At 71.2% G+C, this 22,444-nt stretch carries 21 protein-coding genes; 7 read left to right on the forward strand and 14 right to left on the reverse strand.

All coding sequences use genetic code 11. The features are described 5' to 3' along the window. The first annotated feature begins 31 nt into the window (after positions 1-31). The 3 genes from AB0L75_RS04850 (at position 32) to AB0L75_RS04860 (ending at position 1,175) form a co-directional block, all read left to right on the forward strand. The gene (locus AB0L75_RS04850) at positions 32-682 is read left to right on the forward strand and encodes a hypothetical protein (protein ID WP_365175360.1); all 651 of its coding nucleotides are present in this window, start codon (positions 32-34) and stop codon (positions 680-682) included. A 75-nt stretch (positions 683-757) separates the two neighbouring features. Then, positions 758-997: a DUF6400 family protein gene (locus AB0L75_RS04855; protein ID WP_365175362.1), complete on the forward strand. Its 240-nt coding sequence runs from the start codon at positions 758-760 to the stop codon at positions 995-997. Then, positions 984-1,175: a hypothetical protein gene (locus AB0L75_RS04860; RefSeq protein WP_365175367.1), complete on the forward strand. Its 192-nt coding sequence runs from the start codon at positions 984-986 to the stop codon at positions 1,173-1,175. The genes AB0L75_RS04855 and AB0L75_RS04860 overlap by 14 nt, the downstream gene beginning before the upstream one ends. Positions 1,176-1,178: 3 nt before the next feature. On the opposite strand, the gene AB0L75_RS04865 is transcribed toward AB0L75_RS04860, so the two are convergent. Both AB0L75_RS04865 and AB0L75_RS04870 read right to left on the reverse strand, forming a co-directional pair. Beyond that, on the reverse strand, positions 1,179-2,996 hold the full coding sequence (locus AB0L75_RS04865) for a 5'-nucleotidase C-terminal domain-containing protein (RefSeq protein ID WP_365175369.1): 1,818 nt from the start codon (positions 2,994-2,996) through the stop codon (positions 1,179-1,181). A gap of 317 nt (positions 2,997-3,313) precedes the next feature. Beyond that, on the reverse strand, positions 3,314-4,597 hold the full coding sequence (locus tag AB0L75_RS04870; RefSeq protein WP_365175371.1) for an adenylosuccinate synthase: 1,284 nt from the start codon (positions 4,595-4,597) through the stop codon (positions 3,314-3,316). A 197-nt stretch (positions 4,598-4,794) separates the two neighbouring features. On the opposite strand from AB0L75_RS04870, the gene AB0L75_RS04875 reads away from it, so the two are divergent. Next, on the forward strand, positions 4,795-5,634 hold the full coding sequence (locus AB0L75_RS04875) for a diacylglycerol kinase (protein WP_365175373.1): 840 nt from the start codon (positions 4,795-4,797) through the stop codon (positions 5,632-5,634). A gap of 148 nt (positions 5,635-5,782) precedes the next feature. After that, the gene (locus AB0L75_RS04880; protein ID WP_365175375.1) at positions 5,783-7,294 is read left to right on the forward strand and encodes an APC family permease; all 1,512 of its coding nucleotides are present in this window, start codon (positions 5,783-5,785) and stop codon (positions 7,292-7,294) included. Between the two features lie 78 nt (positions 7,295-7,372). Here the strand turns inward: AB0L75_RS04880 and AB0L75_RS04885 are convergent, their stop codons facing one another. Beyond that, a complete protein-coding gene (locus AB0L75_RS04885) occupies positions 7,373-7,867 on the reverse strand; it encodes a MarR family transcriptional regulator (RefSeq protein ID WP_365175377.1) in 495 nt (164 codons plus the stop codon). 74 nt (positions 7,868-7,941) lie between these two features. Between AB0L75_RS04885 and AB0L75_RS04890 the strand changes: the two genes are divergently transcribed. Both AB0L75_RS04890 and AB0L75_RS04895 read left to right on the forward strand, forming a co-directional pair. Next, positions 7,942-8,835: an ABC transporter ATP-binding protein gene (locus AB0L75_RS04890; protein ID WP_365175379.1), complete on the forward strand. Its 894-nt coding sequence runs from the start codon at positions 7,942-7,944 to the stop codon at positions 8,833-8,835. Then, positions 8,832-10,403 (forward strand): ABC transporter permease, encoded by a 1,572-nt coding sequence (locus tag AB0L75_RS04895; RefSeq protein ID WP_365175381.1) that lies wholly within the window; start codon positions 8,832-8,834, stop codon positions 10,401-10,403. The genes AB0L75_RS04890 and AB0L75_RS04895 overlap by 4 nt, the downstream gene beginning before the upstream one ends. A gap of 37 nt (positions 10,404-10,440) precedes the next feature. Here the strand turns inward: AB0L75_RS04895 and AB0L75_RS04900 are convergent, their stop codons facing one another. The 11 genes from AB0L75_RS04900 to AB0L75_RS04950 form a co-directional block, all read right to left on the reverse strand. Beyond that, positions 10,441-11,661, reverse strand: a complete 1,221-nt coding sequence (locus tag AB0L75_RS04900; RefSeq protein ID WP_365175383.1) for a cytochrome P450 — start codon at positions 11,659-11,661, stop codon at positions 10,441-10,443. A gap of 55 nt (positions 11,662-11,716) precedes the next feature. Next, a complete protein-coding gene (locus tag AB0L75_RS04905) occupies positions 11,717-12,184 on the reverse strand; it encodes a hypothetical protein (protein ID WP_365175385.1) in 468 nt (155 codons plus the stop codon). A gap of 17 nt (positions 12,185-12,201) precedes the next feature. Next, positions 12,202-12,867: a response regulator transcription factor gene (locus tag AB0L75_RS04910; protein WP_365175387.1), complete on the reverse strand. Its 666-nt coding sequence runs from the start codon at positions 12,865-12,867 to the stop codon at positions 12,202-12,204. After that, positions 12,864-14,210, reverse strand: a complete 1,347-nt coding sequence (locus AB0L75_RS04915; protein ID WP_365175389.1) for a histidine kinase — start codon at positions 14,208-14,210, stop codon at positions 12,864-12,866. The genes AB0L75_RS04910 and AB0L75_RS04915 overlap by 4 nt, the downstream gene beginning before the upstream one ends. A 115-nt stretch (positions 14,211-14,325) precedes the next feature. Beyond that, a complete protein-coding gene (locus AB0L75_RS04920) occupies positions 14,326-15,006 on the reverse strand; it encodes a response regulator transcription factor (RefSeq protein WP_365175391.1) in 681 nt (226 codons plus the stop codon). Positions 15,007-15,082: 76 nt separating this feature from the next. Further along, the gene (locus AB0L75_RS04925; protein ID WP_365175393.1) at positions 15,083-16,531 is read right to left on the reverse strand and encodes a histidine kinase; all 1,449 of its coding nucleotides are present in this window, start codon (positions 16,529-16,531) and stop codon (positions 15,083-15,085) included. A 13-nt stretch (positions 16,532-16,544) separates the two neighbouring features. Next, positions 16,545-17,714 (reverse strand): acyltransferase, encoded by a 1,170-nt coding sequence (locus tag AB0L75_RS04930; RefSeq protein ID WP_365176456.1) that lies wholly within the window; start codon positions 17,712-17,714, stop codon positions 16,545-16,547. A gap of 124 nt (positions 17,715-17,838) precedes the next feature. Continuing rightward, a complete protein-coding gene (locus AB0L75_RS04935; RefSeq protein WP_365176458.1) occupies positions 17,839-18,819 on the reverse strand; it encodes an alpha/beta hydrolase in 981 nt (326 codons plus the stop codon). 343 nt (positions 18,820-19,162) lie between these two features. Next, on the reverse strand, positions 19,163-20,065 hold the full coding sequence (locus AB0L75_RS04940; RefSeq protein ID WP_365175395.1) for an alpha/beta hydrolase: 903 nt from the start codon (positions 20,063-20,065) through the stop codon (positions 19,163-19,165). A 212-nt stretch (positions 20,066-20,277) separates the two neighbouring features. Continuing rightward, positions 20,278-21,489, reverse strand: coding sequence for a kynureninase (gene kynU, locus AB0L75_RS04945; protein WP_365175396.1), 1,212 nt, complete (start codon positions 21,487-21,489; stop codon positions 20,278-20,280). Continuing rightward, positions 21,482-22,330 (reverse strand): tryptophan 2,3-dioxygenase family protein, encoded by an 849-nt coding sequence (locus tag AB0L75_RS04950; protein ID WP_365175398.1) that lies wholly within the window; start codon positions 22,328-22,330, stop codon positions 21,482-21,484. The genes kynU and AB0L75_RS04950 overlap by 8 nt, the downstream gene beginning before the upstream one ends. Positions 22,331-22,444 lie beyond the last annotated feature (114 nt).

Raw genomic sequence — 22,444 nt, forward strand, 5'->3', positions numbered from 1 at the left:
CTGACCACCTTCTGTGTGTGAGGAGCCCTCTTTGGCCTGTGACCTGTGGCTGGTACCGCTCGTGGACGTGTTGTGCCACACCCCGGACAACCCGTTCGCCGAAGAACTCGCTCAGTACAACAACGCGCTGACGGAGGCCGGGCTGCCCCCGGTGCCGGTGTACCAGTACATGCCGGGCCTGTCCGGCGAGGTCGCACCCGTGGCCGGCTTCGACTACGACGCCCTCCACTTCCTGCGCCGCGCGTATCTCCTCCAGGTGTGCGGTCTGCCGGTGACCCCGGTGGACGAACTGGGCGGCGACTACGAGCAGTTGCTGGAGATGTTCGAGTCCACGGCCCAGCAGTCCCACCTGGTCTGGCACTACGACCACGCGGGCGCCTACGTCCCGGTCGACTTCCCGCAGCCCCTGTCCAACGAGGAACTCCTGGCGGGCGGCGGCCCGCTGGGCTCCTCGCAGACGCTGCTGCGGGAACTGGAGTACGTCGCCCAGGCGATCGGCATCGACCCGGCGAACCCCCCGACGGCCCCGGCCCCGCCCACGGCACCCACGGAACTGGAGGAACCGGCCGTACCGGCGCCGTACGACCCCAGCCCGTTCGCCCGCGAACGGCACGTATGGCTCGGCCTGCACGCGGCGGCGACCCGCTCCCTGGCCCAGGGCTCGATGATCGTCTTCAGCTGAGCCCCGCCTCTGGCCTGGTGTGATTTCACCCACCTGTTCTTGTCGTGGGTGAAATGCACACCTACGTTCGGTGGTATGTCCCCCGACGACTCCGCCTTCGACTTCACCGTCGACCTCAGCGCACACGAGATGCTCCGGCGCACCCACGTCATGGCCGCCGTGGGCCCCGACTGGGATCCCGCGGCGGCGCTCCGCGGGGAGCAGGAGGCACATGCGCTGCTGTACTCCGGCCTGGACGCGGAGCAGCAGCGCATCTACGACGAGCTGGTGGCGGCCGGTGTGCTGCAGCCGGGACCCGGCGATGCTGCCGCTTGATCCGCAGGCCGACACGGGACGGCGCGCCTGGGGAGTGGACTGCCCGGACTGCGACGACCGGCGCGGGTGGCGCTACCTGCTGTCCAACACCGGCAGCCTGCTGCACCTGCAGTGTCCGGCGTGCCACCATGTCTGGTCGCACGAGACACACTTCGGCGCCACCCGCCGGGCGCCCTGAGGGTCAGAAGACCGGCGTGCCGTTCTGCGTGAGCTTCCAGTTGGTGACCGCGAAGTCCGCCGGGTTCAGCGTCTTCTTCGCCGTGACGTAGTCGATCATCAGCTGGCGGATCTCGTTGGTCGAGCTGTACGCGTTCGGCGCCGAGGCGATGTGCGGATAGCCGGAACCGCCGTTCGCGCGGTAGTTGTTGACGGCCACGACGAAGACCTGGTCGTCGGCGATCGCCTTGCCGCCGTAGCTGAGGTTCTTGATCCGGGAGCCCTCCGGCTGAGCGATGTCGATCTCGTAGTCGACGCCCGCCGCCGTGTCGTACATGTAGTCCCAGAAGCTGTTGGCGTTGGTGAGGGTCGCCGTGTCGACCTTCGTGCCGGCCGGCACCTGGTGGTAGTACTTCGCCGCGTACTCCAGGTAGTCCTTGAGCTGGGCGCCCGTGAGCTTCTTGCCGTACAGGGTGTTGTCGTAGATGTAGAGGCCGGCGATGTCCTTGATGGTGACGTTGCCCTGGGGGATGTCGGCCGTGCGGGAGAAGGGCGCCGCGACCGAGATCAGCGGGAGGGCGGCGTCGGCCGTCGACAGGCCCGCCTTCACGCTCTCCATCTGCACCTTGTGGATGAAGTCCATGATCGGCACGTCCTTCCAGCAGGACTCCGCCGCCGAGAGGTCCGCCGTGCAGGTGCCGACGGCCGTGTTCACGTACTTCACGACCAGCTCGTGGTCGGCCTCCAGGAGCTTCTTGATCTCCGGGTCCTCGTCCACCGTGTTGGGGTTGAGGGTCTGCGCCTTCTTGCTCGTCACCTTCCACTGCCCGTGGTGCAGTTCGAGTTCGAAGTCGAAGACGCTGAGGCGGAAGCCCCAGCAGTACGGCTCGGAGAGGAGGACCTCTTCGCCGGTCTCCGCGTTCTTGACCGTGTAGGAGGGGACCTCGACGTGGGTGTGGCCGACCAGGATCGCGTCGATGCCGGGCACCTGCTCGGCGACCAGGTTCGAGGCGTTCTCCACGTACGGGAGTGCGTCGCCGTAGGACGAGGAGCCGTCCAGGCCCGAGTGGTCCGTCAGGAAGACGACGTCGCAGCCCAGCGCGCGCAGCCTCGGCACGTACTTCTTCGCCTGCTCCACCAGGCCGGGGAAGACCATCTTCCCGCTGACGTTGTCCTTGTCCCACAGGGCGATACCCGGGTTGGTGAGGCCCAGGATGCCGACCTTGATGTCGGGGGCGCCGGGGACCCGGATCCGCTTGACGGTGTACGGGTGGAAGGCGGGGCGCAGCGTCTTGGCGTCCAGCGCGTTCGCGCCGAGCAGCGGGAAGTGGCACTGGCTCTCGAACTTGCGCAGCGTGTCGATGCCGTAGTTGAACTCGTGGTTGCCGAGGGCGGCGGCGTCGTAGCGCATGTGGTTCATGGCCACGGCCATCGGGTGCTTGGGGCCGTGCTTGCCGTCGGTGCCGGTGATCGGGGCGACGCGCGCGAAGTAGTAGGCGAGGGAGGTGCCCTGGATGATGTCGCCGGCGTCGACGAGGAGGACGTGGTCCTCGCCCTTCGCCTCGCGCTGCTGCTTGATGAGGGTGGCCACGCGCGCCACGCCCACCGAGTTGCCCGCCTTGTCGGTGTAGGCGGCGTCCTTGTAGTAGTCCCAGTCGAAGACGTGGCTGTGCAGGTCGGTCGTGCCGAGGATGGAGAACGACCAGGTGCGCGGGGGACAGTGCCGCTTCTGCTCGGCCGCCTGGGCGGGGGCCGCCGCGACGGTTCCCGCGGCGGCGACGGCCGCCCCGGTGACGGCCGACTTCTTCACGAACTCCCGGCGGTTCATGGGACTGAGGGGCATTCGGGGCTCCTGGAAGGGCTGGAGTGAGGGGTTCAGTGCGTGTGCCGTGCGGCGGCTACCCGCGTAGATGCTTGTCTCACTCTGGTTCGCTGGGAACCAGGAAAAACCCAAGGGAAGGTCAAGGAAGTTCATGTCCATGACCAGTCTCGGGCGATTTCACCAGGCGTTAACCGCCATAGCGCCAGGACCGGTTGTCGCCTGTCACAGCCGCCGCAGGCCGCAGTCCGTGCCGTCCACCCACTACGGCGAAACGCCCGCCGATCACGCCCGAAGGCGGACCGGCGGGCGCTTCCGCACGCCGTCTGGCCAGGTGGTGCCTACAGGAACGAGTTGATCTCGATCGTCTCGTCCCGGCCCGGGCCCACGCCGATCGCGGAGATCGGGGCGCCGGACATCTCCTCCAGCGCCTTGACGTAGTTCTGGGCGTTCTTGGGGAGGTCGGAGAAGGACTTGGCCTTCGTGATGTCCTCGTTCCAGCCCGGCAGGGTCTCGTAGACCGGCTTCGCGTGGTGGAAGTCGGTCTGGGAGTACGGCAGTTCCTCGACGCGCTTGCCGTCGATCTCGTACGCCACACAGACCGGGATCTGCTCCCAGCCGGTCAGCACGTCCAGCTTGGTGAGGAAGAAGTCGGTCAGGCCGTTCACGCGGGTCGCGTAGCGGGCGATCACCGCGTCGAACCAGCCGCAGCGCCGGTCACGGCCGGTGGTCACGCCCCGCTCGCCGCCGATGCGGCGCAGCGCCTCGCCGTCCTCGTCGAAGAGTTCGGTGGGGAAGGGGCCGGCGCCGACCCGGGTCGTGTACGCCTTGAGGATGCCGATGACCCGGCTGATCTTCGTCGGGCCCACGCCGGCGCCGGTGCAGGCACCGCCGGCGGTCGGGTTCGACGAGGTCACGAACGGGTACGTGCCGTGGTCGATGTCCAGCAGCGTGCCCTGGCCGCCCTCGAAGAGGACGACCTTCTCCTGCTCCAGCGCCTGGTTCAGGATCAGCACGGTGTCGGCGACGTACGGCTTGATCTGCTCGGCGTAGCCCAGCAGCTCCTCGACCACCTGGTCCACGGCGATCGCGCGCCGGTTGTACAGCTTGGTGAGGATCTGGTTCTTGACGTCGAGGGCCGCCTCGACCTTCTGGGTCAGGATCGACTCGTCGTACAGGTCCTGGACCCGGATGCCGACGCGGTTGATCTTGTCGGCGTAGGTCGGGCCGATGCCCCGACCGGTGGTGCCGATCTTGCGCTTGCCGAGGAAGCGTTCCGTCACCTTGTCGACGGTCACGTTGTACGGCGTGATGATGTGCGCGTTACCGCTGATCAGGAGCTTGGACGTGTCAACGCCGCGCTCGTTCAGACCGCTCAGCTCGGAGAGCAGGACCGACGGGTCGACGACGACGCCGTTGCCGATGACCGGGACACAAGTAGGTGAGAGGATTCCGGAAGGGAGCAGGTGGAGTGCGTACTTCTGGTCGCCCACGACGACCGTGTGGCCGGCGTTGTTGCCGCCCTGGTATCGCACTACATAGTCCACCGAGCCACCGAGCAGGTCGGTCGCCTTTCCCTTGCCTTCGTCACCCCACTGAGCACCGAGCAGCACAAGTGCGGGCACGCGCGTACACCCCTTCCGGGCGGGGCATGTCCAAGGTCGGGGGCTTGGGCGTAAGGTTCACCGCCGCGTGCCACAGCGACCGCCGTTGGTCGCACAACCGTCGGACCGGATGCCCCGGAATAGACGAAGCCCCTGGCGCAATAGCGCAAGGGGCTCTTGCACAAAGATGCTACCCGAGGAAGCGAGGCAGGACCGAGGTGGCGACTTTCGCGACGTCCGAACAGCTGCTGGTGATCATCGATCCGGCGGCCCGGCAGACGGACGGGGAGTCCGTACGCATCGCGAAAGACGTGCTCAGCGCGGGTGCGGCGGCCAAGGTGTGCCTGCCGGAGGGGCCGGAGGAATTCGCCCGCGCACTGGGCCGACGGGGTTCCAGGAGGCCGGTGGTGGTCGGTGACGACCGCGCTCTGGTGCGGGCCGTGACCCTGCTGCACCGGGCGCGGGAGCTGGACGGATGCGCGCTGTCGGTGGTCCCGGTGGGCGGCACCGGGCTCGCCGAGTCGCTGGGTGTGCCGGGCGGGGCGGTGGCGGCGGCGCGGGCCGTGCTGGACGGGGCCGAGCGGCGCCTGGACCTGCTGGTCGACGACAGTGACGGGGTCGTGCTGAGCGGGCTGGGCATTCCGCCGGAGCCGGTCAGGGCGGCTGCCGCCGTACCGGTGGCCGCGGCCTCGGGGCGGCCCTGGTACCGCTCGCTGGCCCGCACCCTCGCCCCCCGCCCGCCCCGGCTGTCCGCCGTACCGGCGCCGGGGCCGTCCCGGCTGCGGGTCGAGGTCGACGGTCGGACCGTGGTGGACCTGGGCCAGCCGGTGGAGGCGGTGTCGGTGGCGCCGGGCACGGGCGGGCTGGCGCGGGTGGAGGTGCGGCCGCTGTCGGTGGGGGCGGAGGCGACCGCGCTACGGACGTCCGGGCGGACGGTGACGGTGACCGGCGCGGACTTCCGGTACCGGGCGGACGCGGCCGTGTCGGGGCCGGTACGGCGGCGTACCTGGCGGGTGGTGGAGGGGGCCTGGGGGCTCACCCTGCCCGCCGCGTCATGAGCCGTACGACGGCCCGCACAGCACCCCTAAAGGTCTGGTGACAAATATTTAACAGTGCCGACCCCTTCCCGCACCCCCGTGTCGTCCACCATCCTGCTCCATCAGGACCCAGCAGGACTCACCGACCTGACACGGAGGGGGCCACCCGATGGCAGTGGACGAGGGCGTCGCCCCGGCGGCGAAGACGGATGGCGATGAGACGGTTCACCGGCTGAAACCCAATGCCGTGGGCCTGCTCGGCGTGGTCTTCATGGCGGTCGCGACCGCCGCGCCGATCACCGCGATGACCGGCAACGTGCCCTTCATGGTGTCGTCCGGCAACGGGATCGGGGCGCCCGCCAGTTATCTCGTGGCAATGGTCGTCCTGGCAATCTTTTCCGTCGGTTTCACCTCGATGGCGAAGCACATCACGTCCACGGGCGCGTTCTACGGATTCATCTCGTACGGCCTCGGCCGCACCGCCGGTCTCGCCTCCGGGCTGCTGGCGACCTTCGCGTACGTCGTCTTCGAACCGGCGCTGATCGGCATCTTCTCCACCTTCGCCACGACCACCCTGAAGGACCAGACGGGCGTGCACGTGCCCTGGTGGGCCTTCGCGATCCTGATGCTCGCGATCAACGCGACCGGCACCTGGTTCGGCATCAGCGTCGCCGAGAAGCTGCTGGTGGTGCTGCTGGCGACCGAGGTGACCGTGCTCGCGGCCATGGCGGTGTCCGTCGCCCTCCACGGCGGCGGCCCGCACGGGTTCAGCCTCGCGCCGGTCGACCCGGTCAACGCCTTCAAGGGCACATCCGCCGGGCTCGGGCTCTTCTTCGCCTTCTGGTCCTGGGTCGGCTTCGAGTCGACCGCGATGTACGGCGAGGAGTCCCGCGACCCGAAGAGGATCATTCCCAAGGCGACGATGATCAGCGTCCTGGGCGTCGGCGTCTTCTACGTCTTCGTCTCCTGGATGGCCATCTCCGGCAACGGCGAGGCCGAGGCCGTCAAGGCGGCCTCCTCGGCGAACCCGCTCGCGTTGTTCTTCAACCCCACCGAGCGCTATGTCGGCCACTGGGCCGTCGACGTCATGCAGTGGCTGATGATCACCGGCTCGCTGGCCTGCGGCATGGCCTTCCACAACTGCGCCGCCCGCTATCTGTACGCCCTCGGGCGGGAGGGCGTGCTGCCCTCGCTGAAGAACACGGTCGGCCGCACCCACGCGCGGCACGGCTCCCCGCACATCGCAGGGCTGGTGCAGACGGTGGTGAGCGCCGTCCTGATCGCCGCGTTCTGGATCGCGGGCAAGGATCCGTACAACGCGCTCTACGTCCTGCTGGCCATCCTCGGCACGATGGCGATCCTGATCGTGCAGGCCGTGTGCTCCTTCGCGGTCCTCGTCTACTTCCGCCGGCACCACCCCGAGAGCCGCCACTGGTTCCGCACGTTCGCCGCTCCGCTCGTCGGGGGGATCGCGATGCTGGGGGTGGTGGTGCTGCTGGTGTCCAACATGACCGCGGCGGCGGGGCCGGAGTCCGGGTCACTCCTGCTCAAGGCGACGCCTTGGCTGGTGGCGCTGGTCGCGGCCACGGGGGTGGGTTACGCGCAGTACCTCAAGCGGTGGGCTCCCGAGCGGTACGCGTTGCTGGGGCGGACGGTGCTGGAGGAGACCAAGGAGAGGTAGCGCCGCCGTTCGTCCGCCGCGCCGTCGTGGCTGGTCGCGCCCACGCGGCGGTAGCCGCACATCAGACACGGCCCCGCCCTAGGGGTGCTGGTACTTCTGCTCCCGATAAACGCGCCAGCGCTCCATCATCTCGGCCACGTCCTTCTCGATGAACTCGAAGAAGTCCAGGGTCTCGGCCAGTCTGCGCCCGGCCGGTGTGTCGGCGCCCAGGCTGGCCACGCCTTCCCGCAGGGCCTCCTCCCAGCGCTTGATGACGGCCTCGCGGTTGGTGAGCGCCTCGTACCACTGGTCGCTGTGCACCCGGTACCGCTCGCGGCGCGAGCCGGGCTCCCGCTCCCGCGACACCATGTGGACCTGCGCGAGGTAGCGCACGGCGCCGGAGACGCCCGCGGGGCTGATCCGCAGCTGTTCGCTCAGGTCGGCCGAGGTCAGGGCGCCGGTGTCGGAGGCGAGGAGGGCGGCGAAGACCCGGGAGGGCATGCGCGCCATCCCGGCCTGGACGAGCTGAGCCGCGAAGTGCTCCACGAACCGTGAGACCGACTCCGGGTCCCTGTCTGCCCTCGACTCCGTCATGCCGTTCACCCTATCCGAGGTTCACTCACTTCCTTAACTTCACAAATTTCTGAACGAAGCGTACGTTCGGAAGCATGACGAAGGCAATCACGGTCGCCGGACTCCACAAGTCCTTCGGCCGTACGCACGCGCTGGACGGCCTCGACCTGGACGTCGAGGCAGGTGAGGTGCACGGCTTCCTCGGCCCCAACGGCGCCGGCAAGTCGACCACGATCCGGGTGCTGCTCGGACTGCTGCGCGCCGACGCGGGCGCCGCCCAGGTGCTGGGCCACGACCCGTGGCGGGACGCGGTGGAGGTGCACCGCAGGATCGCCTATGTGCCGGGCGACGTCACCCTGTGGCGCAACCTCTCCGGCGGCGAGGTCATCGACCTCTACGGCCGACTGCGCGGAGGCCTCGACATGCGGCGCCGGGCCGAGCTGATCGAGCGGTTCGAGCTGGACCCGACCAAGAAGGGCCGCACCTACTCCAAGGGCAACCGGCAGAAGGTCGCGCTGGTCGCCGCCTTCGCCTCGGACGTGGACCTGCTCATCCTGGACGAGCCGACCTCGGGCCTGGACCCGCTGATGGAGGAGGTCTTCCAGGCCTGCGTCGAGGAGGAGCGCGACCACGGCCGCACGGTCCTGCTCTCCTCGCACATCCTGAGCGAGGTCGAGGAACTCTGCGACCGGGTCACCATCATCCGCACGGGGCGGACGGTGGAGAGCGGGTCACTGGCCGACCTGCGGCATCTGACCCGCACCAGCGTGCGTGCCGAACTCGCCGGCCCGCCCAACGGGTTGGCCCGCCTGCCGGGCGTGCACGACCTCGACGTACAGGGCCACCGGGTCCGGCTCCAGGTGGACACGGACCGACTCGACGCCGTGCTGCGCTCGTTGACCGAATCCGGAGTGCGCTCGCTGACCTCGACACCGCCGACGCTGGAGGAGCTGTTCCTGCGGCACTACACGCAGGAGGCGGCCGTATGACCTCCCCACTGGCGGGCACATGGACCCTGCTCAGGTTCGCCCTGCGCCGCGACCGCGTACTGATCCCGGTGTGGGTCACGGTGAACGCGCTGATGGTCCTCTCCATGCCGAACACCCTGAAGACCCTCTACGGCACCCCCGCCCAGCGCGCCGGCCTGCTGCACCAGATGGCCACCAACACCTCCCTGCGCGCCCTGGTCGGCCCGGTCTTCGGCGACTCCCTCGGCGCGCTGACGGCCTGGCGGGTCGGGGTGTACGCCGCCGCGCTCGCCGCCGTGATGAGCCTGCTCGTCGTCGTCCGGCACACCCGGGACGAGGAGGAGAGCGGCCGGCAGGAACTGGTGTCCTCCGGGATGGTGGGACGCCGCGCCCCGCTCACGGCCGCGCTGCTGGCGGCGGCGGTCGCCGACGCGGCCCTGTGCGTCCTGATCGTGGCGGGGCTGGCCGGGCAGGGCGCGGCCGGCGCGCTGGCCTTCGGGCTCGGCGTCGCGGGCACGGGCATGGTCTTCGCCGCGACGGCGGCGATCGCCGCCCAGCTGACGGAGAGCGCCCGGCTGACCCGGGGACTCACGGCGGCGGTGCTCGGCGCGGCCTTCGTCCTGCGCGCGGCGGGCGACTCGGCCACGAACGACGGTTCGTCGGTGCTGACCTGGCTGTCCCCGCTGGGCTGGCTGGAGAACGTGCGTGCCTTCGCGGCCGAACGCTGGTGGGTGCCGGCGCTGTTCGCGGCGGCCGTCGCCCTTCAGGGGTGGGTGGCCTACGAGTTGGCGGGGCGCCGGGACATCGGCATGAGCTTTCTGCCGACCCGGCCGGGACCGGCACACGGCCGCCTGGGCACGGCGGGCGCGCTGGCCTGGCGGTTGCAGCGGGGCAGCGTGCTCGGCTGGTCGACCGGCTTCTTCGTCGCCGGAGTCGTCTACGGCGGGATGACGGACGGCGCGGCGAGACTCGTCGGTGACAACGCCAGGGCGCGGGAGATCTTCCAGCGGATGGGTGGCCACTCGGGCCTGACGGACGCCTTCCTCGCCGCGATGATCGGCATGCTCGGCCTGGTCGCCGCGCTCTACGTCGTGTCCTCCGTGCTCCGGCTGAGCGGCGAGGAGACCTCCGGGCGGGCCGAGCCGGTGCTGGCCGCCGCCGTGGGCCGACTGCGCTGGGCCGCCGGGCATCTGCTGATCTCCTTCGGCGGCTCGGCCCTGATCATGCTGCTGGCCGGGCTGGGCTTCGCCGTCGGCTACGGCAGGCGAATCGGGCCGGTGCTGGGCGCGTGCCTGCTCCAGGTCGCCGCCGTGTGGGTGATCGGCGCGGTCGCTGTCCTGCTGCTCGGCGTACTGCCGCAGGGGGCCGTGGCGGCGTGGGGCGTGGCCGGCGCGGTCCTGCTGATCGGCTGGATCGGCCCGGCCCTGAACGTCCCCCGGGCGGTGCTGGACCTCTCCCCGTTCGGACACCTGCCCAAGCTGCCGGGCGGGGGGATGGAGTGGGGGCCGGTACTGGTCCTGCTGGGGCTGGCGGTCGCGCTGGTGGTCGCGGGGCTCGCGGGGCTGCGCAGGCGGGACCTGGCCGGCTGAGGCACGACAGCTAGGTCGTCGTCCTGCCGAGCGGTGATCACCCCACCTCCACGCGCAACCCCTCCAGCCCCCGGATCACGAAGTTCGGCTTGCGCTCCGGCTCCGCCGCCAGCGTCAGCGTCGGGGCCTGCCGGAGGAGGGCCGTCATGGAGGCCGCCAGCTCGATACGGGCCAAGGGCGCGCCGATGCAGTAGTGGATGCCCGCGCTGAAGGAGATGTGCGGGTTGTCCTTACGGGTCAGGTCCAGTCGCTCGGGCCGGTCGAAGACCTCGGGGTCGTGATTGGCGGAACCGAAGAGCAGGGCGATCTCCGAGCCCCTCGGGATCGTCGTGCCGTCGATCTCGATGTCATCGAGCACCCAGCGCTCGAAGAGCTGGAGCGGGGTGTCGTACCGCATCAGCTCCTCGATCGCCGACGGGACGAGCGAGTGGTCGGCGCGCAGGGCGGCCAGCCGACCGGGGTTGCGGAACAACGCCCACCAGCCGTTCACCGTGGCGTTGACCGTGGCCTCGTGCCCCGCGTTGAGCAGCAGCACCGCCGTGGAGATCATCTCCTGCTCGGTCAGCCGGTCGTCCTCGTCATGCGCCGCGATCAGCCCGGAGATCAGGTCCTCGCCCGGCTCCTTGCGGCGCGCGGCGATCAGCTCCCGCAGATACTCCGAGAACTCCACCGACGCCCGCACCGCCTTCGCGGCCGTCTCCTCGGACGGATTCAGCTCGTACATCCCGCAGATCTCCGCCGACCAGGGACGGAGCCGGGCGCGGTCCGCCTCCGGGATACCGAGCATCTCGGCGATCACCGCGACGGGCAGCGGCTCCGCGACGTCCCTCAGCAGATCACCGCCACCGTCGCGGACGAGCGCCGCCACCAGGTCGCTCGCCAGGCCCTGCACATACGGCTGCAGCCGCTCCACCGTGCGCGGGGTGAACGCCTTCGACACCAGGCGCCGGATCCGGGTGTGGTCCGGCGGCTCCAGGTCGAGCATCCCGTGGTCGTTGAGCGTATGGAACGGCTCGTGCTCCGCCGGGGGTGCCGCACGCCCGAACTCCTCGTGGGTGAACCGGTGTTGGTACGTCCGCCCCAGCCGGCGGTCCCGCAGCAGCGCCGAGACGTCCGCGTGGTGCGGGACCAGCCACTGGTCGGTCGCCTCATACCGGATCACCCTGCCCCGCGCCCGCAGCTCGGCGTAGGCCGGGTACGGGTCGGCGAGGAACGCCGGGTCCCAGGGGTCGAAGGTCGGGTCGGTGGAGCCAGCCATGTGCGGACGCTAGCCTGCCGGACGGGCGCCTGACCAGGGTTGGTCCGCTCGGCGGTCAGATCCAGTCCGCGAGCAGGACGTAGTCGTAGTAGAGCGGGTCCCCCTCCTCGTCCACCGGGTGCTCATGGCTGCTCTGGCTCGCGAGAATCACCTTCAGCTCCGGCAGGGCGTCGAAGCCGAGGTCGTTCTCCTCGATGCCGTGGCCGCGCTCCGCGAGCCGTGCGAGGAGGTCCTCGCTCGGGGTGCGGAAGACATCGAGCCCGTCGAACAGCACCCGTATACCGGCGTCCTCGCGCTGGAACCGGAACAGCTCCACACCGCTCAGCGCGCCCCTCGTGAATCCGAGCACGATGTCCAGCCGGGACTCGTCGTGCGTGAGAGCGATCTGCCCCGGCGCCTCATCGCCCGCGACGATCCGCAGCAGCCCCCACTCCCGCACCGCACCGTGCGCCTCGCCGACCGACATACCGAGCCGGAACGGCCCCGCGCCGACGTGCGGCAGCAGCTCCAGATCCCTGGTCATTCCTCGTCCACTCCTGCCTAGCCCGGTGTCACCAGGCGGGCCTCGTAGGCGAACACCGCCGCCTGGGTGCGGTCTCTGAGGCCCAGCTTCACCAGGATCCGGCTCACATGGGTCTTGATCGTCGACTCCGCCACCACCAGCCGCTCGGCGATCTCCGCGTTCGACAGGCCCTGGGCGATCAGGATCAGCACCTCCGTCTCCCGTTCCGTCAGCTCGCCGTAGGACGCATGGGCCGACGGCATCAGCCGCGGGGGCTCCGCCAGGCGGGAGAACTCCGTGATCAGACGCTTGGTGACCGAAGGGGCCAACAGGGCCTCGCCCGAGGCCACCACCCTGACGCCGTCGGCCAGCTGACGTGCCGAGGCATCCTTCAGGAGGAAGCCCGAGGCTCCCGCCCGCAGCGCCTGGTACACATACTCGTCCAGGTCGAAGGTCGTCAGGACCAGCACCTTCGCCGCCGTGTCCGCCGCCACGATCTCGCGGGTCGCGTCGATGCCGTTCAGCTCCGGCATCCGGATGTCCATCAGGACGACGTCCGGGGCGAGTGCACGGACCCGCTCCACCGCCTCCCTTCCGTTGACGGCCTCGCCGACGACCTCGATGTCCGGCATCGCGTTCAGCAGGACCGAGAAGCCCTCGCGGACCATCATCTGGTCGTCCGCGATCAGTACGCGGATGGTCATGCGTTCCCTTCGATCACCGTGGCGGCCGGTACGGGAAGGAATACCGTCAGCTCGTAGCCACCGTCCTCCGTCGGGCCCGTCGTCATCTCGCCGTTCAGCATCGAGACCCGCTCCCGCATGCCCGTGATGCCGTGCCCGGCGCCCGGTGAGGGCTTGATGAGGTGCGGGGCGGGCGGCGGGCCGTTGATTATGCGCAGGCCCAGGCCGCCCAGGACATAGCCGATCTCCACACGGGCGCTCGCTCCCGGCGCGTGCCGCAGGGTGTTGCTGAGGGCCTCCTGGACTATTCGGTACGCCGACAGCTCCACCCCCGGCGGCAGTTCGCGCGCCGCGCCGGTCACGGCCTTCTCCACCGTGAGGCCCGCCTCGCGCACATTGGCGAGCAGACCGTCCAGATCGGCCAGGGTCGGCTGCGGGGCGTCCGGCGCCTCGTAGTCCTCCGCGCGCACCACCCCGAGGACCCGGCGCAGCTCGGTGAGGGCCGCCACCGCGTTCTCCCGGATGGTGACGAACGCCTTCTCCAGCTCCTTGGGCGGATTCTCCACCCGGTAGGGCGCGGCCTCCGCCTGGATGGCGACCACCGACATGTGATGGGCGACCACGTCGTGCAGCTCGCGGGCGATCGTCGTGCGCTCCTCCAGCAGGGTGCGGCGGGAACGTTCGTGCGCGGTCACCGTCTGCTGGGCGGTCACCTCCTGCTGGGCCTCCCGGCGTATGTGCCAGACCGTGACGACCAGCAGGACCAGCGCGGACAGGAACAGCATCGGGCCGGTGTCGGTGCCGTAGTACCCCGAGCGCAGGGTCGTGGCGAAGAAGCCGTACACCGCGGTCAGCAGCCACATCCAGCCCGCCGTGCGCGGGCGGGTGCGGACCGCCACGACGGTGAGCACCACCAGGTGGGAGATGAAGCTGCTCTGCACCCACGGCCAGTCGTCCCAGCCGCTGCCGTTGATCGCCGTGACCGTGGTCGCCACGAAGGACAGCCAGAGCGCCCCTGTCGGACGCACCAGGGTCAGCAGCACCGGGATCAGCGCCAGCAGCGCGGGGATCAGGGCCCTGGGCCCCGGCATGCTGTTCGACAGGCCGACCAGCGCCGCGAACCCGCCCGCCGCCGCCACCGTCATGTGCGGGGCCCAGCCGGCGTACTCCCTCAGGCGGCCCGGCAGTCGGCGGGCGAGCGGGCCGTCCGTGGCCATCAGGGGCAGCGGGCGGTAGGCGAAGGCGTCCTGGAACAGGTCCTGCCGCAGGCCGCGCAGGGCGTCCGCGGCGAGCCGGAACTCCGGGCTGCGCGGCCGGCCGGACGAGTCCGGCGGTGTCGTCTGCGTGTGCGTCGTCTGGGTCACGCAGCACACGGTAGGCGGGGTCGGGGGTCGCGGTCGTCCCCTTGCAGGGGGGTCCTGCAGGGTCCCTCTCAGGTACTACGGGTCGCCCCGCAGGGGTCCCGGCTCAGCGGGGAGGTCAGCGGCCGCCCGGGCGGACCAGGCCGGACTCATAGGCGAAGACCGCCGCCTGGGTGCGGTCCCTGAGGCCCAGCTTCACCAGGATCCGGCCCACGTGTGTCTTCACGGTCTGCTCGGCCACGACCAGCCGGTCGGCGATCTCCGCGTTCGACAGGCCCTGCGCGATCAGCGCCAGCACCTCCGTCTCCCGTTCGGTGAGGTCGCCGACGCGCTGCTTGAGCGGGGCCCGGCCTCTGCCGTCCAGACGGGAGAACTCGGCGATGAGGCGGCGGGTGATGCCGGGCGCGAGCAGGGCGTCGCCCGCGGCCACGACCCGTACCGCCTCGGCCAGCTTCTCCGCGGAGGCATCCTTGAGCAGAAAGCCGGAGGCCCCGGCCCGCAGCGCCTCGTACACGTACTCGTCCAGGTCGAACGTGGTCAGCACCAGCACCTTGACGACGGGATGGTCGACGGTGATCCGGCGGGTCGCCTCGATGCCGCCGAGTTCGGGCATGCGGATGTCCATCAGCACCACGTCCGGCATCAGCTCGGCGGTCTGGGCGATCGCGTCCAGACCGTCCACCGCCTGCCCGATCACCTCGATGCCGGGCTGGGTGTTGAGCAGCACGGTGAAGCCCTGCCGGACCATCTGCTGGTCGTCGGCGATCAGTACGCGGATGGTGCCGGCACCGCTCGTCATGGGGCCTGTTCTCCTGTCGGGGCTCGGGGCTCGGGGCTTGCGGATCGGGGGCGAGAGGGCGAAAGGGGCGAGGAGATCAGGGCAGCGCGGGGGGTGTGGGATCCGTCGGTTCCAGGGCGCCTCCTCGGGGGAGGAACGCCGCCACCACGAAGCCGCCGTCCCGGGTCGGTTTCGCCTCGACCTGCCCGCCCAGCATCGCCGCGCGCTCCCGCATGCCCAGCAGGCCGTGACCGCTGCCCGGGGAGGGCGGGACCGGGCGGCTGGGCCGGGAATTGGAGATGCTCAGGTATATGCCGTTCGGGAAGTGGGCGATGTCCACGTGGACCTTGGCTCCCGGGGCGTGCCGCAGGACATTGCTCAGGGCTTCCTGGACGATCCGGTACGCGGACAGCTCCACGCCGGGCGAGTAGCCGCGGGCGTCCCCCTCCTCGGCCTTCACCACGTCCACGCCGGCCGCCCTGGTGTTCTCCAGCAGGGAGTCCAGCCGGGCGAGGTTCGGCTGCGGGGCGTCGGGGGCCGGGCCGGTGCCGGGCGCGGGCAGCCGGGAAGGATCCTCGACGGCCTCCGGTTCGTCCGGGTTCTCGGAACGCAGCACACCGAGCACACGGCGCAGCTCGGTCAGGGCCTCCAGCGCGTTGTTGCGGATGCCCGCCAGGTTCTCCTTCAGCTCCTCGGAGGGGTTCTCCACCAGATGGGGCGCCACCTGGGCCTGGATGGAGATCACCGACATGTGGTGGGCGACCACGTCGTGCAGCTCCCGGGCGATACGGCTGCGCTCCTCCAGCAGGGTGCGCCGGGCCCGCTCCTCCGCAGTGATCGTCGTCTGCTGGACCAGTTCGCGACGAGCCACGCTGCGGCTGCGCAGGGCGACGCCGATGACGGCGGCCACGGCGAACACGGTGAGGGCGACGGGCCCCGTCGCGGAGTACCTCTGCGCTCCGATGCCGCCCTCGACGACAAAGGTCACCAGGGCGGTCGCGCCGAACGCCGCGACGGTGCCGCGAGGGCGCACCCGCAGGGCGAGGAGCAGGAACACGGCCATGTGGGCGAGCAGAACGGGCGTGGTCCAGGGCCAGTTGGGGCTCGGGAGCGACAGAGCGGCGAGGTTCGGGCGGGCCAGCAGTGCGGTGAAGACGGCGGCGGACAGGGACAGGGCCCAGGCGGGGACCGGACGCCACAGCGCCAGGACCACGGCGGTGGCCTGCAGGAACGTGCTCACGAGGGCGAGCGGGAGGCTGAAGCCGTAGCTTTCCCGCAGCTCGTCGGCACCGGCCAGGACGATGCCGAGGGACACGTAGATGACGAGCGTGTACGTGAGGAGACGCAGCCAGCGGTACTTCGAGAAGGGGGGCGACTGAGGGGAGGGGTTCTCGCCGAGCCAGGCACCGAGGCGGGTGGCTCGGGACCGGGTGGCGGGGCCGGGCTCGGCCTCGGCCTCCGGCTCGGACAGGGTCCGGGAGGCGGGTGAGATCGCGCGCCCGGCGTCGCCGGAATGACCGGTCGGGTTCTCGGGATCCGCGGACATCACGGACGTAACTCTAGGCATGGCGTGAGGACCTCGCTGCGGGCACATGGCGGCGGACCACGTGCGAGGCGCGGTTACGGAGCCGGGCGGGGCCCTGCTCGTGGTGCCGGAAGGCAGTCCAGCACAGGGACAGGGCCAATGCGAAGACCGGTATCCAGGGCAGCCGGGACGCCACCCAGGCGACGGAGTCCGGTGAGGTGTGCAGGCCGGGCAGCCGGCCGGCCAGGAGGCCGGTGGCCGTCGTGGCCATCATGGCCGTCTGGTGCCAGAGGAAGATGGTCATCGCGGAGAGGTTGACGAAGGCCGTCACCGCCCAGGCCAGGGGCCGGGCCATGGCGCGGCGCAGGCGGTCGCGGAGCAGCAGGGCGAGGCCGCACTGGGCCAGGCCGAAGGTGACGGCCGCCAGGGTCGGGGGGTTGAGGTTGGAGATCGTCGCGCCGGGGACGCCGACCATGGACGCCGGGTAGCCGGCGCAGGTGATCAGCAGGGCCGTGGCCGCCGTACCGCCGAGCAGCAGGACCCAGGCCGAGCGGCGGCTGTGCAGCTCGCCCCGGGCCCAGGCCGCGCCCAGGGTGTACGGGACCAGCCAGCCCGCCGCCAGGTTCACCCAGCCGAGCCAGGACGGGCCGAGGTGCAGGCCGAAGCGGAGGACGTCCACGTGCAGGACGACGGCGAGCGGCCAGAGGGGGTTCAGCCGTGCGACGAGCGGGGTGGCGGCCGTGAGCGCGGCGAAGACCAGCAGGAACCACAGCGGGGACAGCGCCAGCTTCAGCAGCGTGTGGACCGTGGACAGGGGTGCGCCGGTGAGGAGGAGGGCCGCGGCCGTCACCGACCACAGGCCGAGCAGTGCGGCCACCGGGCGCAGCAGGCGGGTCAGACGAGCGCGCAACCAGGAGGCGTAGCTGTCGCCTCTGGCATCTGCCGAGGCCAGGCTGTGCGTCGCCACCTGGCCGCCCACCAGGAAGAACACGGCCAGTGTCTGGAAGAGCCAGGAGACCGGGGCCAGCCACGGCATGTGCTGCAGCGGGCTCGCCGTGTGCAGACCGCCGTCCTGCGCGACCAGCGCCGTCACCAGCCAGTGGCCGAGGACGACACCGAGGATCGCGAGGGCGCGGAGGGCGTCGATCGCGCGGTCCCGGGATGCGGGGGTGGCGGTGTCGACCTGGTGGGCGGCTCGGCGCAGGGCGTGGAGTGCGGTGGCGGGGTGGAAGGGGGTGCGCGTGCGACGCGGGGTGCCGGTCGCGGTGGGGGTGCCGACGGTGGGACGGGCGGCGCGATGCGGGGTACGGTGGACGCTTGCTGTCTGCTCAGGCACGGGTCACCTCCGAGGTCTCGCCGAGGGTGATCCGGGCCAGGTTGGCGAGGGAGGCCGAGCCCGGGGTGAAGTAGCCGCTGTGGTCGGAGTCGGCCGCGTCGAAGACCCGGGCGCCGAAGGCGCGGGAGACCGGGTCGGCGCCGAAGCCGATGGTGGTGCCGAAGAGCTGGGCGCTGGTGTGCGGGACGTGCCGGATCCAGTCGTCGCCGCCGCGGGCCGCCCAGATACGGGCGTTGGCGTGCAGGGCCGCGACGGAGTCCGCGCCGGTGCCGGGGCTGCCGACCAGGGCGATGTCGTCGACGTCCAGGCCGGGGGCGGCCCGGCCGCAGACGACCGTGCCGTAGGAGTGGCAGAGCAGGGAGATGTGCGCCTGCGGCGGGGTGGCGGTGCGCAGGCTGCGTATGAAGGTGCGCAGGTGGGGAGCGGCTTCGTCGGCGCGGGTGGTCGTGGTGACCGCGGTGCTGACGGTGGCCGGGGTCTCGTAGCCGAGCCAGGCGATGACGGCGACGGTGGTGCCGTGGGGGGCGCGGTGGACGAGGTCCGTGTACAGGGCGGCTGCGGCTTTGTGGAAGCGGGGGTAGGTGTCCAGGGAGGTGTCCGAACCGGGGACCAGGACCGCGATGTGGTCGGCGTGGGCGAGGTCGCCGAGGACTTCCGTGGCCTGGCCGGCGCCTCGGCCGTCGAAGGTGAGGAGGTGGCGGGCGGGCGCGGCGAGGGTGCGGTCGGCGGCGGCGCGATGGGGGTCGCCGTGCGCGGCGGCCATGTCGGCGGCGCGGGTGGCGTTGGCTCGGTTGGCCTCGTAGGCGGTGTGCAGGGTGGTGGCTGTGAGTGAGGGGAGCGTGGCGGGGGCGGGGGCGGGGATCTGGGGGCGGGCGGCGCCGGAGAGGGGGGCGGCGATGGCTGCGGTGAGGAGGGTGGCGAGGAGGGTGCGGCGCCACCTTTGGGTGCGGGTGTGAGGTGGCTTCGGTGGGATTCGTTTGCCCACCCGCGCCGCCCGTGCCACATGTGCCACGCGTGGCACCCGTGCCACCCGCACGGCCCTCACGCCCCGCGCCACCCGTGACCGTTTCGTCGTCGGCTGCGGGTCCGTGGAGGAGGCGGGTGCGGACGTCGGCGTGTGCGGGTGCCCCATGGTCGGCTTCCTTTCAGATCGCCCGGCCATCGGGCTTGTCTGACAAGGAAGTTACGGATCGGGGCGTGTCGTCCGCGTCCCGCCAGGGAGCTGTCCTGCGGGGTAGCTCTCAGGTATTACGGGTATCACCGGGACCTGCCCGCACGGGCCCTCTTGCCGTCGTCACGGGAGGACGCCAGGCCCCTCACCAGGCCAGTTGGGCGATTTCCTCTGCCACCACCGCGCAGGCGTCCGCCGCCGGGTCGATGAGGGGGAAGTGGCCGACGTCCTCGAGCAGGGTCAGGCCCACCACCTCGCCCGCCTTCGCCGCCGCGTCCGCGTAGGACTCGGCCACCGCCTGCGGCACCACCAGGTCCGTGCGCCCCTGGACGAGGGTCGTCGCGATGCCCGTCGGGAGGAGGAGGACGGGGTCGGCGTAGGGGCGGCGCTCGGCGAAGGTGTCGTGGCCGCCGAGGAGCTGCAGGCTCGCGTTACCGCAGACGTCCAGCTTCTCCGCCACCTCGAAGTCCGCGATCGGAGCGAGGGCGACGACGCCGCGCAGGACGGCCGGGTTGCCGGTGCGCCAGGGGGAGTCCGGAGGCAGGACGTGGCGGGCCGCGGCCCACAGGGCCAGGTGGCCGCCGGCGGAGTGGCCGGTGAGGACGGTTCGGCGCGGGTCGGCCTGCGGGAGCGCCTCGCGTACGAGGGCGGGCAGCGCGTCCAGGGCGGCCGCGATGTCGTCGAAGGTGTCGGGCCAGCGGCCGGCCGGAGGGGGCGTTTCGCCCGCGCCACCCCCCTGCTTCTGCTGCGGGATCAGGGGGTCGCCGCCGCGGCGGTACTCCATGTTGGCCACCGCGAAGCCCCTGCGGGCCAGATAGTCCGCGAAGGGGGTGATGTGGCGGCGGTCGTAGCGGGCGCGCCAGGCGCCACCGTGCAGGACCACCACCAGGGGAACGAGGGAGTCCGGGGCGGTGCGGGGGGCGTAGAAGTCGATCACCTGGTCGGGGTGGTCGCCGTAGGCGGAGGTGAAGTCGGGGTCCACCGGGGGGTGCGCGAAGGCCGACTCCTCTTCGGCGGCGGCGCGGGCTGCTGCGGCGTCGTCCGGCATGCTCCAACCTCTCAGCGATGGAACGTGTTTGGGATGTGGCGGACCAGGTGGGGAATTCGCCGTTGGCGGGACGGTATCAGGCCGGTGACAGGCCAGGGCATGGGGATGTGACGCCGGGTCAGGGATAAACGGTTCTGTGCGGGAGGGGCCCGGGGTGTCCGCCGGGCCCCTCCCCTTCCCTACGCCGGTTGCTCGCTTCCCCTGAGCCGGTTCTAAGCCAGTTCCTCGCTCAGGATCCGGGCCGCTCGTTCGGTCTCCGCGAAGGTCACGTACAGCGGGGTGAAGCCGAAGCGGAGGACGTCGGGGTGCCGGAAGTCACCGACGACGCCTCGGCTGATCAGGCGTTCCATCACCTCACCGGCGTCCGGACAGCGCAGGGCGACCTGGCTGCCGCGTTCCTCGTGGCGTTCCGGAGTCACGGACTCGACGCGCCCCGGCTCGGTGTACGCCCGCACGCAGCGCAGGAAGAAGTCCGTCAGGGCGAGGGACTTGGCGCGGACGGCGGAGACCGGGACGCCGTCCCAGACCTCCAGGGCCGCCTCCAGGGCCAGCATGGAGAGGATGTCCGGGGTGCCCACGCGGCCGCGCAGGGCGCCCGGCGCCGGGGTGTACGACGGGCTCATGCCGAAGGGGTCGGTGTGCGAGTTCCAGCCGGGCAGGGGGGAGTCGAAGCGGTCCTGCAACGCGCTGCGGACGTACAGGTACGCCGGTGAACCCGGGCCCCCGTTCAGGTACTTGTAGGTGCAGCCGACCGCCAGGTCGACGCCGTGCTCGTCCAGGTCCACCGGCAGCGCACCCGCGCTGTGGCACAGGTCCCAGACGGACACGGCTCCGGCCTCGTGGATCGCGGCCGTCAGGGACGGCAGGTCGTGCAGCCGGCCGGTGCGGTAGTCGACGTGGTTCAGCAGCACCGCGGCCGTGCGGCCGCTCAGGGCTGCGGGGACCTCGGACGGGGTCAGCGCGCGCAGGGTGCGGCCGGTCAGACGGGCCGCCGACTCGGCGATGTAGCCGTCCGTGGGGAAGGTCGTCGCATCCACCAGGATCTCGGTCCGGGCCTCGTCCGACATCCGTACCGCTGCCACAAGTGCCTTGAAAACGTTGACACTTGTGGAGTCGCCCACGACGATCTGGCCGGCCGCCGCGCCGACCAGCGGGGCGATCCGGTCGCCGATCCGCTCGGGCGCGGTCCACCAGCCGCTCTCGTCCCAGGAGCGGATGCGCAGTTCGCCCCACTGGCGGCGGACCACGTCGGCCACGCGGTCGGGCACATGGGCCGGGAGCGCGCCGAGCGAGTTGCCGTCCAGGTAGATCCCCGCGGCGTCAGCCGCATGATCGGACACAGTGTCCAGGACGAAACGGGAACGCAGCGGCGCCAGCTCGTCCGCCGCGTCCGACTTCTCTGCCTCCAGGGCCAGTTCAGACATGGGACCTCGCCGTCCACAGCTCCGGGAACACGTTCTTGCGGGCGCGCTTCTCCAGCCAGGCCACACCGGCCGAGCCGCCCGTGCCGGGCTTGGCGCCCATCGCGCGGCGGGTGGCCACCAGGTGGTCGTTGCGCCAGCGCCAGACCAGTTCGCCCACGTCGGTCAACGCCTCGCCCAGGCGGGCGAGTTCGCTGTCCTGCTCACCGGAGTAGATCGCCGTCCAGGCCCGCTCGACCTCGTCGCAGGCGTCGTAGCGCCCGGAGACGTCCCGGTTCAGGACGGACCCGGGGATCGCGTGGCCGCGGCGCGCGAGGAGGTGGACTACCTCGTCGTACAGGCTCGGCTCGTGCAGCGCCTTCTCCAGTTCCGCATGGGCGCGGGGGGCGCCGCGGTGCGGGACGAGCATGGACGCGGACTTCTCACCGAGCAGGAACTCCATGCGGCGGTACATCGCCGACTGGAAGCCGGAGCCCTCGCCGAGGGCGGAGCGGTAGGAGTTGAACTGGGCCGGGGTCAGCTGGCCGAGCGGCTTCCAGGAGGCGTTCAGGGCCTCCAGCTCCCGCACGGAGCGCTTGAGCGCGGCGACGGCGGTCGGGATGTCGTCCGAGCGCAGGGCGTTCGCTGCGGTCTCCCACTCGTGCACGATCACCGTGAACCACAACTCCATGACCTGGGTCGTCACCAGGAAGACCAGCTCTCCGGGGTCGTCGGAGAGGGTGTGCTGGAGATGGGTCAGCACGTCCGCCTTGACGTAGTCCTCGTACGGCGTCGTGCCGGCGAAGTCGAGATGCGGGGTCTCGGGCTCAGCGGCCTCGGGAAGGGGGCGAGCCTGCTGGGGCATCGCTGTCTCCTGTTGTTACTCCGGGTAGCGGTCCGCCCCTGCCGATTCCGGCACGGGGGCCCCGGTCCCCAAGCGGAATCCTCCGCAATCCCACCGGATACGGCAAGGCCCGTC

The sequence above is a fragment of the Streptomyces sp. NPDC052101 genome, from assembly GCF_040680235.1.
In the GTDB taxonomy this organism is placed as follows: domain Bacteria; phylum Actinomycetota; class Actinomycetes; order Streptomycetales; family Streptomycetaceae; genus Streptomyces.

What these genes read in the sequence shown, in the direction of transcription:
- AB0L75_RS04895 (WP_365175381.1), top strand. Translation starts at nt 8,832, where the DNA reads ATGACCTCCCCACTGGCGGGCACATGGACCCTGCTCAGGTTCGCCCTG.
- AB0L75_RS04890 (WP_365175379.1), top strand. Translation starts at nt 7,942, where the DNA reads ATGACGAAGGCAATCACGGTCGCCGGACTCCACAAGTCCTTCGGCCGT.
- AB0L75_RS04940 (WP_365175395.1), bottom strand. Translation starts at nt 20,065, where the DNA reads ATGCCGGACGACGCCGCAGCAGCCCGCGCCGCCGCCGAAGAGGAGTCG.
- kynU (WP_365175396.1), bottom strand. Translation starts at nt 21,489, where the DNA reads ATGTCTGAACTGGCCCTGGAGGCAGAGAAGTCGGACGCGGCGGACGAG.
- AB0L75_RS04920 (WP_365175391.1), bottom strand. Translation starts at nt 15,006, where the DNA reads ATGACGAGCGGTGCCGGCACCATCCGCGTACTGATCGCCGACGACCAG.
- AB0L75_RS04880 (WP_365175375.1), top strand. Translation starts at nt 5,783, where the DNA reads ATGGCAGTGGACGAGGGCGTCGCCCCGGCGGCGAAGACGGATGGCGAT.
- AB0L75_RS04855 (WP_365175362.1), top strand. Translation starts at nt 758, where the DNA reads ATGTCCCCCGACGACTCCGCCTTCGACTTCACCGTCGACCTCAGCGCA.
- AB0L75_RS04865 (WP_365175369.1), bottom strand. Translation starts at nt 2,996, where the DNA reads ATGCCCCTCAGTCCCATGAACCGCCGGGAGTTCGTGAAGAAGTCGGCC.
- AB0L75_RS04900 (WP_365175383.1), bottom strand. Translation starts at nt 11,661, where the DNA reads ATGGCTGGCTCCACCGACCCGACCTTCGACCCCTGGGACCCGGCGTTC.
- AB0L75_RS04860 (WP_365175367.1), top strand. Translation starts at nt 984, where the DNA reads ATGCTGCCGCTTGATCCGCAGGCCGACACGGGACGGCGCGCCTGGGGA.
- AB0L75_RS04885 (WP_365175377.1), bottom strand. Translation starts at nt 7,867, where the DNA reads ATGACGGAGTCGAGGGCAGACAGGGACCCGGAGTCGGTCTCACGGTTC.
- AB0L75_RS04910 (WP_365175387.1), bottom strand. Translation starts at nt 12,867, where the DNA reads ATGACCATCCGCGTACTGATCGCGGACGACCAGATGATGGTCCGCGAG.
- AB0L75_RS04905 (WP_365175385.1), bottom strand. Translation starts at nt 12,184, where the DNA reads ATGACCAGGGATCTGGAGCTGCTGCCGCACGTCGGCGCGGGGCCGTTC.
- AB0L75_RS04925 (WP_365175393.1), bottom strand. Translation starts at nt 16,531, where the DNA reads ATGTCCGCGGATCCCGAGAACCCGACCGGTCATTCCGGCGACGCCGGG.
- AB0L75_RS04950 (WP_365175398.1), bottom strand. Translation starts at nt 22,330, where the DNA reads ATGCCCCAGCAGGCTCGCCCCCTTCCCGAGGCCGCTGAGCCCGAGACC.